Source organism: Lysobacter sp. Root690 (assembly GCF_001427785.1).
Classification (GTDB): Bacteria; Pseudomonadota; Gammaproteobacteria; order Xanthomonadales; family Xanthomonadaceae; genus Lysobacter.
The window spans coordinates 1-12967 of the sequence record NZ_LMHM01000008.1 but is presented as its reverse complement, the minus strand read 5'-3'; the positions used below and the strand labels follow the sequence as shown (position 1 = coordinate 12967).

At 67.4% G+C, this 12967-nt stretch carries 9 protein-coding genes; 3 read left to right on the top strand and 6 right to left on the bottom strand.

Going from position 1 to position 12967, the window contains the following annotated elements:
* Positions 1–493: 493 nt before the first annotated feature.
* The 5 genes from ASD86_RS04975 to ASD86_RS04945 all read right to left on the bottom strand — a co-directional run bounded on the left by ASD86_RS04975 (position 494) and on the right by ASD86_RS04945 (position 7700).
* Complete coding sequence (locus tag ASD86_RS04975; protein ID WP_056107697.1) at positions 494–1765, bottom strand: RNA polymerase sigma factor; 1272 nt, start codon at positions 1763–1765, stop codon at positions 494–496.
* A 246-nt stretch (positions 1766–2011) separates the two neighbouring features.
* Positions 2012–2446, bottom strand: coding sequence for a VOC family protein (locus ASD86_RS04965; RefSeq protein ID WP_056107692.1), 435 nt, complete (start codon positions 2444–2446; stop codon positions 2012–2014).
* A gap of 213 nt (positions 2447–2659) precedes the next feature.
* Positions 2660–3088, bottom strand: a complete 429-nt coding sequence (locus tag ASD86_RS04960) for a YciI family protein (RefSeq protein ID WP_056107689.1) — start codon at positions 3086–3088, stop codon at positions 2660–2662.
* Positions 3089–3379: 291 nt separating this feature from the next.
* Complete coding sequence (locus ASD86_RS04955) at positions 3380–6148, bottom strand: TonB-dependent receptor (protein ID WP_056107686.1); 2769 nt, start codon at positions 6146–6148, stop codon at positions 3380–3382.
* A 1195-nt stretch (positions 6149–7343) separates the two neighbouring features.
* Positions 7344–7700 carry a metalloregulator ArsR/SmtB family transcription factor gene (locus ASD86_RS04945; RefSeq protein ID WP_056107680.1) on the bottom strand — a complete coding sequence of 119 codons (357 nt, stop codon included), beginning with the start codon at positions 7698–7700 and terminating at the stop codon, positions 7344–7346.
* A 356-nt stretch (positions 7701–8056) separates the two neighbouring features.
* On the opposite strand from ASD86_RS04945, the gene ASD86_RS04940 reads away from it, so the two are divergent.
* Positions 8057–9169, top strand: coding sequence for a glycosyltransferase family 1 protein (locus ASD86_RS04940; protein WP_056107677.1), 1113 nt, complete (start codon positions 8057–8059; stop codon positions 9167–9169).
* A 69-nt stretch (positions 9170–9238) separates the two neighbouring features.
* On the opposite strand, the gene ASD86_RS04935 is transcribed toward ASD86_RS04940, so the two are convergent.
* The gene (locus tag ASD86_RS04935) at positions 9239–9463 is read right to left on the bottom strand and encodes a hypothetical protein (protein WP_036110785.1); all 225 of its coding nucleotides are present in this window, start codon (positions 9461–9463) and stop codon (positions 9239–9241) included.
* A 414-nt stretch (positions 9464–9877) separates the two neighbouring features.
* Between ASD86_RS04935 and ASD86_RS04930 the strand changes: the two genes are divergently transcribed.
* Entirely contained in the window at positions 9878–11104 is a 1227-nt protein-coding gene (locus ASD86_RS04930; RefSeq protein WP_056107674.1) for an MFS transporter, read from the top strand.
* A gap of 226 nt (positions 11105–11330) precedes the next feature.
* Entirely contained in the window at positions 11331–12572 is a 1242-nt protein-coding gene (locus ASD86_RS04925; protein WP_157476173.1) for a hypothetical protein, read from the top strand.
* Positions 12573–12967: the final 395 nt, after the last annotated feature.

Below are 12967 nucleotides of genomic sequence, written 5' to 3'. Positions count from 1 at the left end.
GAATCGGGAATCGGGAATCGGGAATCGGGAATCGGGAATCGGGAATCGGGAAGAGCGTAGCTCGCTATGACTGTTGTTTGCGCAAGTTATCCGAAGCAATACCTCTTCCAGACTGGCCGCCCTTACCTACCGTCATTCCCGCGAAGGCGGGAATCCAGTGCCCTTCGTGCGAGAACGCTTGAAGTCGCTGGATTCCCGCTTTCGCGGGAATGACGATCTGAAACATGGCGCTGAAGGCTCTGGATTCCCGCCTTCGCGGGAATGACGTTCTTGAAGGATGACGCCGAAGTCTTTTGATTCCCGCGTTCGCGGGGGACGCTCTTGAGGGATGGCGCTGAAGTCTTTTGATTCCCGCCTTCGCGGGAATGACTGTCTTGAGTGATGGCTCTGAAGTCTCTGGATCCCCGCCTTCACGGGGATGACGACTCATTGGATTCGCGCTGAAGCCTACGTGTTGCCCATCACAGGGATGACGCGTGGCAGAGAAAGGCCTCTAACCACTCTCCGCCGCGCGCGCCAACAACAACTCGCGTTCGCGGGTGTTGCGCGTCAACGCGGCCGCACGCTCGAACTCGATCCGCGCTTCCTCGCGACGCCCGAGCTTGAACAGCAGGTCGCCGCGCACCGTCGGCAGCAGGTGATAGCTTTTCATCGACGGCTCGTCGAGCAAGGTGTCGACCAGTTGCAGGCCGGCGGCCGGGCCGAACGCCATCGACAAGGCCACCGCGCGGTTGAGTTCGATCACCGGCGAGGGCGTGCGCAGCGCGAGTTGCTGGTACAGCGCGGCGATGCGCGGCCACGGCGTGTCCTGCGCGGTCGCCGCGCGCGCGTGGCAGGCGGCGATCGCGGCCTGCAGGGCGTAGGGGCCGTTGGAACCGCTCAGCTGCACCGCGCGTTCGAGAGCGCTCAGGCCGCGCTGGATCTGCATGCGGTCCCAGCGCGCGCGGTCCTGGTCCAACAGCAGGATCGGTTGTCCGTCCGGGCCGGTGCGCGCCTTGGAACGCGAGGCCTGGATTTCCATCAGCGCGACCAGGCCGTGCACCTCGGCTTCCTTCGGCATCAGCCCGGCCAGGATGCGGCCAAGCCGCAGCGCATCCTCGCACAGGCCCGGACGCATCCAGTCGTCGCCGGCGGTCGCCGAATAGCCTTCGTTGAAGATCAGGTAGATCACTTCCAGCACCGACGAGAGGCGCTGCGCGAGTTCTTCGCCGCGCGGCACCTCGAACGGCACCTGGGCATCGGCCAGGGTGCGCTTGGCGCGCACGATGCGCTGGGCGATGGTCGGTTCGCTGGCGAGGAAGGCGCGCGCGATCTCGTCGGTGGTCAGGCCGCCGAGCAGGCGCAGGGTCAGCGCCAGCCGCGCCTCGGTCGACAGCACCGGATGGCAGGAGATGAACACCAGTCGCAGCAGGTCGTCGCCGATGTCGTCGTCGAGCTTGTCGAAGAACGCGTCCTCGACTTCGTCCTGGCTGGCTTCGATCTCGCGCCCGATTTCCTCGTGCTTGCGATCGAGCAGCTTCTTGCGCCGCAATCGGTCGATCGCGCGGTTCTTGGCGGTCTGCATCAGCCAGGCGCCGGGGTTGTCCGGCACGCCGCTGTCGGGCCATTTTTCCAGCGCGACCACCAGCGCGTCCTGGGCGAGTTCCTCGGCCAGGCCGACGTCGCGCACCATGCGGGTCAGGCCGGCAATGAGCTTGGCCGATTCGATCCGCCAGACCGCATCGATGGCCTTGTGCGTGGCGCTGGAAGAGTGGGGGTCCGTCACGGCGACCGATCAGACCACCTCGGGCGCGGCGATGCAAGGGTATGAAGCCTGGGCTCGCGCTCAAGCCGCGTCCGGCGGCGGCGGTGCGAGCGCGGCCGCGTCAGGTCGAGCGCATCGCGCTGGTCGATGAGGCGCGACGCGTGCGACGCGGCGCGATCGTCAACTGGGCGACCGCGCGTTATCGATTGCCGCCGTCGCCGCTCGCGAGCGAGTCATCCCGGGCCACCGCAATGCCCTCGCGCCGGATCATTCCGGGCAACCGATCCCGGCGCGAACGCAGTTGATCATCCACGGCACGCCGAAGCGGTCGGTGACGATGCCGTAGCTCAAGGCCCAGAAGGTTTCCTGCAGCGGCATCTGCACGCGGCCGCCGTCGGCCAGCGCGGCGTAGATGCGCTCGGCATCGGCCGGGTCGTTGAGCATCAGCGCGACATGCGCGCCGACGATGCCCTGGTAGGGATGCGCGGCGGTGGCGTCGGTGCCCATCAGCATGCCGCCGTCGAGCTCGTAGCAGCCGTGCATGATCTTGTCGCGGTCGGCGGGATCGAAGTCGCCGCCATCGCAGCCGGCCTGGTCGCCGAACGGCATCAGCGCGAGGATCTTGCCGCCGAGTGTTTTCAGGTAGAACTCGAACGCCTGGCGGCAGTCGCCGTTGAAGGACAGGTAGGTAACCAGTTGCATGACGGGCTCCGGGTGGGTGGGGCGTTGCAAGTCGGTGCGGCGAGTCGGCATGGCGGTTCGCCGGAAAGGGCGGGGAGTGGGAAGCGTGGCGATCGCAGCGAAAGGCGTCGGGGCTGAAGCCCCTCCCACAAAAACCTCGGGGCGTCCGCGTCGAACGTCGTGTGTTTGCGGCGGCGACGCTGAACGTGATGCGTAGCGCGTTCGCGACGGGAGTCAGCCCGCTCGCGCGGCGACTTGCTCGCGCAGACGTTGCTCGGACGCGCGCAGTTCCGGACTGGCCGCGTCGCCGAAATCGGCGGCATCGAACACCTGGCGGATCTCGATCTGCGCCGGCGAGCCGTCCAGGCTCGGCACCCGCTTGACCCACTCGATCGCCTCGTCCAGCGAGCGCGCCTGGATCAGCCAGAACCCGGCGATCAATTCGTCGGTGTGGGCGAACGGCCCGTCCTCGACCCGGCGGCCGCGGCCGTCGAAATACACGCGCGCGCCCTTGGCGCTGGCCTGCAGGCCTTCGGCGGCGAGCAGCACGCCGGCGCGGACCAGGTCCTCGTTGTAGGCGCCCATCGCGTTCAGCAGCGCGGCGTCGGGCAGCACACCGGCCTCGCTGCGGGCATCGGCCTTGACTATCAGCATGAATTTCATCGTCCTCGCTCCTCGTCGGCGAGCCGGCCCCGGGTCCCGGCGGGTCCTGGTCGGGCTGGCTTCATGAAGGCGACGAATGGGCCGGGGCGGAATCGACAAGCCGTGGGGCCGGGAATCGGGAGTCGAGAATCGTGAGTCTGAAGCTTCGGGCTGGTTCGACGTATCCGGCGGCCAAGGACTTGGTTGGCCGCAAACAAAAAGACCTGCTCCGCGATGGGCGCGGAACAGGTCTTCGGCTGGCATGGGCTCGATCGCGGCGGACGATGTACGCAGCGATCGCTGGGCCGCGGCTTACTGGAAGTTGTACTTCACCCCGACCGTGAAATAGCGGCCGATCGCGCCGCTGGAATGCATCGGGTTGTAGTTGATCGCGCCGTAGGTCAGCGGGTCGAGCGGGGCGATCTTGTCGGTCAGGTTCTGGATCGAACCGAACACTTCCACGCCGTCCTTGGCCTTCCAGCGGCTGGACAGGTCGACGGTGGTGAACGAGGGAATGCGGCAACCGCCCGGCGCGGGGCGGCCGTCGGCGTAACGGCTGGCGCACACGTCGCCTTCGTAACGAACGTTCTTGAAGCTGCCGATGTAGTTGACCACGCCGCTCAGGCTCCAGTTGCCGAGTTCCCAGGTCGCGCCGAGGTTGATCCGGTCCTTGGGCGTGCCGATGCAGTTGGTCACGTCGCAGTTGCCGTGGGTGCCGGCGAACTCCAGCGAACTGCCGTCGAGTTCCTCGCGCTCGAAGGTGGTGATGTGGCTCCACTGCAGATCGAGATTGAGCTTGCCGGCCGAATCGAGATCGAAGCCCTGGCGCACGTCCAGGTCGATGCCGCGCACGGTGGTCGAGGCCGAGTTGACGTAGTTGGCGAGCGCGGCGAGCAAGGTGCCGCTGTTGGCCTGGCCGGGCAGGTTGTTGTCGCTGCGGATCACCTTGCCGGCGGCGATCGCCGCATCGGTGGTCTCGACGTTGATTTCGTTGCTGCGCTTGATCTGCCAGCCGTCGAGGGTGACCGTGGTGCTGCTGGTCGGTTCGAACACCAGGCCGACGGTGTAGCTCTTGGACTCCTCGGGCTTGAGGTCGGGATTGGGGCTGGTGATCACCGCGATCTGGATGTCGCAGTCGCGCACACTGCCGCCCGGCGCCGGGTTTCCTCCCGGGCAGCGCACCGGATCGGCCGCGGCGGTGAAGCCGGCCAGGCCGCCCTTGCCCGACTCGGCCGGGTTCGGCGCGCGGAAGCCTTCGGCGTAGGTCGCGCGCAGCGACAGTTGCTGCAACGGGCTCCACTTCACCCCGAATTTCGGCGTGGTCGCGCTGTCGCCGCCCTTGTAGCTGTCGTAACGCACCGCGCCGGACAGCTCCAGGCTTTCGAGCACGGGCGCGACGATTTCGGCGTAACCGGCGGCGACTTCCTGGGTGCCTTCGTAGGCCGAATAACCCAGGCCGATGATGTCGCCCGCGTCGGTGTAGGTCTGCGGCTTGAGTTCGGCTTTCTGCCGCCGCCACTCGGCGCCGAACGCGACGCCGAGCGCGCCGCCCTTGAGGTCCATCAGCGAACGCGAGCCCTTGACGTCGAACAGGTCCAAGGTGGTCTTGCCGTCGGCGTGGATGGTCGGCGAGATGTAGTCGTACAGCGCCTGCGAATTGAGGTTCGCGTTCTGGCCCAGGCGCCAGTAGCCGCCGGGGCCGGTGCCGTTGGTCAGCGCGTCGCGCACCGCCCTGTAACGCAGGAAGCCGTCGCGGGTGTTGGTCAGATCGCTTTGCGAATGCAGGTAGGCCACGTCGACATCCCACGCGCCCGCGGTGCCCTTGACGCCGGCCAGGAAGCGGCTGAATTCGCTGTCGGTGCGGATCACCCGCGGGCCGACGTCGAACGCGGTGTAGCGCAGATTGGCGGACTGGCCGGGGAACGGGTTGTCCGGATGGTTCGGCCCGAGCACGACCGCACCGTCGCCGGAGTCGCCGTTGACCGGACCGCCCGGATACCCCCATGCGCCGGACGCATCCGACGGCGTGTTGACGAAGGTGTTCTTCTTCTTCGAATAACCCGCTTCCAGATACGCCTCGAAGTTGTCCGACAGCACGAAGGTGGCGCGGCCGAACAGGTTCACGTACTTCTCTTCCGGGGTCAGGCTGTTGAACTGACCGGCCTGCCACAGGCAACCGCCGCCGGGATCGGTCTGAGGAATGGTCGAGAATTTCTCGCAGCCCGGCAGCGACACGTATTGGCCGCTCGTGGGGTTCTTGACGTTGCCGACCGGCGAGCCGTCGGCGTCGGCGCCGAGGATGAAACCGTTCATGAAACGCTTGGTCTGGCTGTAGCCCCAGCGACGCGCGTCGCCGGTGCCGATCCATTTGCGATCGCTGCGGTCGGCGACCTGGATCTCATCGGTCTGGCTGGCTTCGATGTTGAAGAAGACGTTGTAGCGGTCTTCGCTCAGATTGCCGAAGCCGAACGTCGCCGAGGCCTTGGCCTGTTGGCCGTCGCCCTCGCCCGATACGCCGTAGGAACTGCGTACGGTGACGCCGGTGAATTCCTTGCGCAGGATGATGTTGACCACGCCGGCGATGGCATCGGAGCCGTAGATCGCCGACGCGCCGTCCTTGAGCACTTCCACGCGTTCGACCGCGTCCATCGGAATCGTGCTCAGGTCGGTGAATACTTTCTGGCCGTCGTCGGCCAGGCCGTAGGGCGCGGTGCGCCGGCCGTTCAACAACACCAGGGTCGATCCCGCGCCGAGGCCGCGCAGGGAAATGCCCGAGCCGCCGCCGGCGAAACCGGTGCCGAAGGTTTTCGGAATCGTACCGGCGCCGTCGGTGGTCAGCGTCTGCAGGTATTCGGCGATGCTGGCCTTGCCGGTGCGATCGATTTCCGCGCGCGTGACCACCTGCACCGGCGAGGCGGTTTCCATGTCGCCGCGGCTGATGTTGGAACCGGTGACTTCGACCCGGTCCAGGGTGGTGGGTTGCGCCGCGTCCTGCGCATAAGCGGCGACAGGCGCGACGCCGACGATGGCGGCGGCGAACAGCGCGCGTGCGATGGCGTGGCTGAGGATGGCGTGCGGCATGGTCGGCTCCCGTGGGTGGTCGTGCGAATGAACGACAAGGCGAACAAGGCTGGACAAGGTGGGTCGGGTTTTGTGTTTGCTGATTTGGCTGTCGTGCGTGGCGCTTAGTGTTTGGTGCGTGGTTGTTCGTGGTGGTTCGTATTTGGCGATTGGTAATTCGTGTTCCGCGCTGGATGTTCGAGCGCATGTCCCATCGGCATTGTCGGGATCGAGATGCGCATGTGGTTGTGCGTCGCGCTTACTGTTTCTGCGCGCGATTGCGTAACCGGATATGCCGTCGTTGTTGAATCGCTTCGCCCGTTCTTGCGAAATCCCCCTGAAAACGTGCACGTATCGGGCGTTACCGATTACGCGGCAAACACGCGATGTCGATCACGAATGGCGCGGGAACCGACGTTAATACGTCAGGGCCGCCGCATACTTCGACGCAGTTCCGCTTACTCGCGGCGCGACTTTGCGCAATGTGTCGAGTGTTTGCGGCGCTGCGCAATGCATCGGCGCATTGGGGTGCGGTTGGACGCGGGTGCGCGTGCCGTGATGATTCGGCTTCGTGCGCTGATGTTCGATGGCATGCATCGCGATGCGATGCGGCCCTCACCCCGGCCCTCTCCCGCAAGCGGGAGAGGGAGAGAAAAGTGGCGAGGTTGAAGATCCACTCGGCGTTGGAAATATGCTGGGCGTTGAAGATCCGCTCAGCGTTGAGACTCGACTCGGCATTGAGACCCGATGCAGAAGTACAACTCGAACCAGCATCAAGACCCGGCGCCACATTGATCCGCGCTGAAACCAATGCTCCCTCTCCCGCGTGCGGGAGAGGGCCGGGGTGAGGGCCGCCCTATACGTCGAAGAATCCGATACGCACAGCCCAAACCGTCAGGCTCGCCGACACGTACGCGCAAAAAACTTTCGACCCCACTCAGCCCGTTTCGCGCACACCACGCCCGCGCCGTTTGCTTCGACTTGAATCGACAACGGAAGACTCCACCGGCTCAGCCACGGTATGCCGAATCGCACTCGCCAACGGACTCGGCAGTCCGCAGCACGGCGCGCGCGCCGGCCGGGTCGACGACGCGTCGGCGCGCTTGCCGTTGGCTTTGCGATCGGGCGCGCCGGTGTCGGCCATCGTCAGCCGTCGCTCCACGCTCGCGCTGACGTTGGCGCGCAATCGTGGACCTGCGCGCCTTGAACGCGCGCGCTAGTCGTCGTCGCGCGCATGCGCCGCCCCGTGGGTGGTCTGCAATTGAGTCAGGTAATCGTCGAGCCGGTCCAGGCGCTGGTCCCAGAATTCGCGATAGCGGTCGAGCCAGCCGGACACTTCCTGCAGGCGCGCGGTTTCCAGCCGGCACGGCCGCCACTGCGCTTCGCGGCCGCGCGCGATCAGGCCGGCGCGTTCGAGCACCTTGATGTGTTTGGAAATCGCCGGAAGGCTCATGTCGAACGGCTCGGCCAGTTCGGTCACCCCGGCCGAGCCGGTGGCGAGCCGGGCCAGGATCGCGCGCCGGGTCGGATCGGCCAGGGCCGCGAAGGTGGTGCTGAGCGGGTCGGCGGACATATCAACTCAACCAGTAGGTTAAATAACACGGCTAGTTGAAGCCCGCTCGGCGCAGGGTGTCAAGCGTGCCGTGACGGCGCCGTCCAGGCATGCGGCCTGCGCCAGGGCGCAATTTCGTTCAGCTTCTTCATGAACAACCGCACTTTTCATCGGGCACCTCGGCGCAGTTCATCACATAATAAATGTGACGCTGTTCGCACTAAGAGGGAAGGGCTGACTCGGCTGCATGTCCCGTTAGTCGTCTGTCCAGGGCATGGCGGTACTCCGATGACGCTTACGTATTCCAACGTGTTTTTCCGTGCCGGGCGGTCTGTCGCCGCGGCATGGGCGTGCGCGCGCCTGAGCGGTCCACGGCGATGCGCATAGGCCTGGACTATCGCGCCGCGACCGCCGCTCCGCACACCGGCCCCGGCCGCCAGGTGCTGGCGCTGGAGCGTGCGCTGCGGCGCCGCGAGGACGTCGAAACGGTGCTGTTCACCGAAGCCCCGCAGGATCATCCGCACCGCGCGATCGCGGTCAGCGCCGACCTGGGCGTGCCGCTGGACGCCGAGCCCGGGCTGCGCCGGCGTTGGCGCTACGAGGCCGGGTTCCTGCCCGCGGCCCTGCGCGAGGAACGCGTCGACGTCTACATTGCCGCCGCCAACGGCGGCCTGCCGGTGTGGCGCAAACCCTCGGGCGTGCGCCAGGTGCTGTTGCTGCACGACCTGTTTCGACTGACCCTGCGCCGCCCGCCGGCCACGCCGTGGCGCGCGCTGACCTCGCGGGTCGTCGATCAGGCCGCGATCGGCCATTCCATCGCCAGCGCCGACGCGATCTGGACGCCGTCGCGCTACACCACCGCCGAATGCGGCCGCCTGTACCCGGCGCACGCGCACAAGCTGTACGTGCTGCCCGACGCGGTCGCGCCGCTGCCGCCGCCGGCCGAGCGCAGCCAGCTGGCGCTGCCGTTGCCGCCCCGCTACTGGCTGCTGGTGGGCACCCGCGAACCGCGCAAGAACGCCGACCTGTTCCTACGCGCGTGGCTGGACGCGCGCCGCCAGCATTACGACACCCCGGATCTGGTCGTGGTCGGCGCGTCGCGCGACGTCGCGCCCGAGCTGCAGCGGCTCAACGGCGTGCATTGGTTCGAGGCCATTGACGATGCCGGCCTGGCGCGGCTGTATGTCGACGCCGAACGGCTGTGGCAGCCGTCGTACGCCGAAGGCTTCGGCCTGCCGGTGCTGGAGGCGCTCGCCGCCGGCACGCCGGTCGCGGTCGCCGAGGGCAGTGCGCTGGAGGAAGTCGCGCCGGGCGACATGCCGCGCTTCGATCCGCACGACCGCCACCTGTTGGCGCAGTTGATGATCCGGCTCAGCCGCGAGTCGGTGGTCGGCAGCGCCGAACAGCGCCGCGCGTTCGCCCAGCGCTTCGCGCCCAATGCTTACGCAGCGCGGGTGACCGCGCTGCTCGACGAATTGCTCAAGAAGTAAGTCGCATGCGGACCGCGACGCGGCGCCCGCTCAGTCGCCGGTTCAATTCGTCCGCGTGTTCACGCGTGCTTACTCGTACGGCGCGTGCTGCAAGCCCTGCGACACCAGCATGCGGTTGATGTTGGACACCACGTGCCCACGTTCACTACGCGGGGTCACCGTGAGCAGCCGTTCGACCAGACTGTCGACGCGCGGCCAGAACACCGTGTCGTCGCTCCAATGGCGTCGCCACAACGGCAATGCAGCGCTGAGCTGGCACAAATCGCCGTCGAGTTCGGCGCGGGTTCGATGCATGGTTCCACTCCCCTGGCAACGACGGGCCTGAGCCCGCCCATCGGTTCTTCTCCCCGGTCGAGCCGGGTCGCTGGATGAACCGTCATCGCCGGGGGAAGCAACGACGGACCGTGTGGGGCTATGACGAACGCGGTCCCCACCGCGGGCGCCGTCCTCCCTTGAAGCTGAACGCTAGAACACTCTCTGACTCGAACGCCGCCGAAAGGCTCTTGCCCCACCTTAAATCACCAAGTTTTTGCTTAAAAAGTGACACAAGTCACGCATTGAGTGCCATTAAGCCAGGTCTGTCGGTGGGGTGTTGATGCCCATCACGCTGCACCGCAGCACGCAGATCGCACTGTTCTGATGGGTTTCGTTGACCTCGACCTTGCTTGAGGTCGCAAGGTGGCCGCACCGTTTCCACCGGCCCCGCCCATGACTGCCCTGTCCCTGCCCTCCCACTCGCCGGCCGTGCCGGTCGTCGTTTCCACCGATTGGATCGCGGTCGCCGCGGTGTTCGGCGCCGGCCTGATCGCGGCCTTGCAGGTCGGCAAGGTCGCCATCGCCCTGCCCGCGCTCAGCGCCGATCTGGGCCTGGACCTGCGCGCGGGCGGCTGGGTGATGGCGGTGTTCGGCGTGCTTGGCCTGGTCGCCAGCGTTCCGGCGGGCGCGCTGGTAGCGCGGCTGGGCGATCGCGCGCTGCAGGTCGGCGGCTTGCTGGCGATGGCCGCCGGCAGCGCCCTGGGCAGCTTGGTTCATAGCCTGGCCTGGCTGCTGGCCAGCCGGGTGCTCGAGGGCGCGGGCTTCCTGTTGTTCGCGGTCGCCGGGGCGAGCGTGTTGCAGCGGGTGTCGCGGCCGGCCGATCGCAACATCGTGTTCGCGATCTGGAGCTGCTACCTGCCCGCCGGCATGGCGGTGGCGCTGGCCACCGGCGCGGCCCTCGATGGTTGGCGCGGGTTCTGGCTGATCAACGCCGCGTTGTGCGTGGCGGCCGCGCTGCTGCTGCGCACGGGCGTGCCGGCGCCGCAGGCCGCGACCGGCGCCACGCCGTGGCGGCGCATCGCCGGCGACGCGCTCGCGGTCGCCGGCGCGCGCGGACCGTTGCTGCTGGCGCTGGTGTTCGCGCTGTACTCGTTGCAGTTCTATGCGGTGCTGAGTTTCCTGCCGACCCTGCTGATGCAGCGCATGCAGGTCTCGGCGCTGGACGCGGGCCTGCTCAGCGCGGTCGCGGTCGGCGCCAACGTGATCGGCAACCTCAGCGCCGGCCTGCTGCTGCGTCGCGGGACGCCGGGCTGGCGCCTGATCGCGATCGCCAGCGCGGCGATGGGCCTGTCGGCGGTCGGCGCGTTCGCGCTGGGCCTGCCGGCGCCGGCGGTATTCGCGCTGTGCGTGCTGTTCTCCCTGGCCGGCGGCCTGCTGCCGGCCAGCGCGATCAACGGCGCGACCCAGCTCACTCCGCGTCCGGCGCTGGCCGCGGTGGCGATGGGCCTGTTGATGCAGGGCAGCTACCTGGGCCAGGTGCTCGGGCCGTCGCTGTTCGGCGGCGTGGTCCAGGCCGCGGGCTGGCCGGCGGCGTCGATTCCGGTCGCGCTCGCCGCGCTGGGCGCGGTCGCGCTGGCCTGGTTGCTGCGCGGCCGCCGTGCGCAGCCGGTGAGTGGTTGAGTCTCAGTCGTCGTATAGCCGCAGCAGCGCTGGGTCGATCGGGTGCTGCGGAAGCGGGGCAAGCCGGTCGCCATGCCGGATCAGGCGAACAAGCGTGTTATGTGCGCGCCGTTCGCTTCGCGCCATTCCCCTAGGGTCGGCCCGAGGATGCCGCGGCGCGGTCGCGGCATTAACGTCGATGCACGCGCAGCCTCCGCGGCGCGAGCCCCTGCGTGGGAGCACGCCCATGTCCATCAACCTGCCCACGGGCCTGCCCTTACCCTTGCCCGGTAACAGACCGTCGTTTCCGGGCGGACCGTCGGTGCCTGGCGCGCACGGCTCAGGGGACTTGCCCGATATCGCGTTACCGGGTTTTGAAGGCGGCCCGCAGGACCCGAGCAAACCGCTCGATCCCAACGCGCCCAATCCGCAGCCCGGCAACCACAACAACGCCGGCGATCCCGGTGCCGTCAGCGGCGACGGTCTGTTCAACAACGGCACCACCCCGGGCGCGACCGGCGACCTGCTGCGCGACTTGGCCAATCCCAACAGCCGCATGCTGCCGGGGCAATCCGCACAGAACAGCAACAGCCCGTTCAACACCAGCCCGACCCAATACCCGGCGCCGACCCTGTCCGAACGCGCGCTCAACAACGCCGCGCAGTTCGCCAGCCTGGACCGGCCGGGCAATTTCAACGCGGTGCCCGCAGCGATGGCGAACGCGTCGTCGGCCAGCGTGCAGGGCAACGCCCTGCCCAATGCCGCCGTGTTGCCCAACGGCGCCAGCAACGGCGCGCTCGCCAATACGGCCGCGTCGAACGCGACCACCAGCAACGTCGCCGCGCCGTCATTGACCCTGGTCGCCAACAACACGCCCAACGCGGTGCCGGCCGCGCCGATGGCCGCGGCCTTGAACCAGGACGCGTTGATCGCGCAGCAGAACGTGCTCGCGCGCCTGGCCAACCCGCAGCACGCCAACCCGCCGGGCGCCAGCGGCGCGACCGCCGCGCCGCCGCCGTCGGAAACCTCGGCGACGCTGCCGTCGATACAGACCAACACGCTCAACAACGACGCGCGCAATCAGCCACTCAACCTCAACGACCGCATCGCCCAGCAACGCGGCGACGGCCTGCCGAACAATCAGATCTACACCGGCGAAAGCATGCAGCGCCGTCCGCTGCGCCGCGGCGGCCGGGTCGACAACGCCAGCCTGACCCAGTGGCTGTCCGCGTTCGGCCGCGGCGGCGTGCATCGTCCCACCCACGAACACCAGCCGAGCCTGGAAGTGGTGCGGGCGTTGCAATGGTTGTTCTGGGTGCTGACCGTAGCCGCTTACGTCTGCCTGGCGATGGCGGTGGTGCTGTTGCTGCCCGATGGCAGCCTGATCACCGAGCGCGCCAGTCCGGGCGGCAGCGGTGTGGCGTTGCTGCTCGGTGTGGCGGTGGCGGCCGGGGCTTGGTGGTTGGGTCGGCGACTCAATCGGCGTTGAGTCCATGCCCGGAGCGCTTCGCGCGCGCGGCGCTTATCTGAAACCCAGTTTCACTATGACTGAGCTCGGCCTAGTTTGAGCTTGGCTTTGGTTTAAGCCTTGGCTTTGGCTTTGGCTTTGGCTTTGGCTTTGGCTTTGGCTTGAGCATGAAGCGGAGGCTACCCATCAGCGCTGCGAAGCCTGTAACTCGCGTTAGCAACAGCACACCCGAAGGGCGGCGTGCAGGATGCGCGCCGTGCATCACCGGGACATGGATGTCCCGTGTGATGCATGCCCGCGTCCGCTCCGCACGTGCGGGCCCTTGATTCAAAGAAAAGCATTTTTCTTTGGTTTGCACTGACTACCCTCAAGTGCATCACCCGCCTTGAGTCCAATCCGATGGCAACGCAGTACAG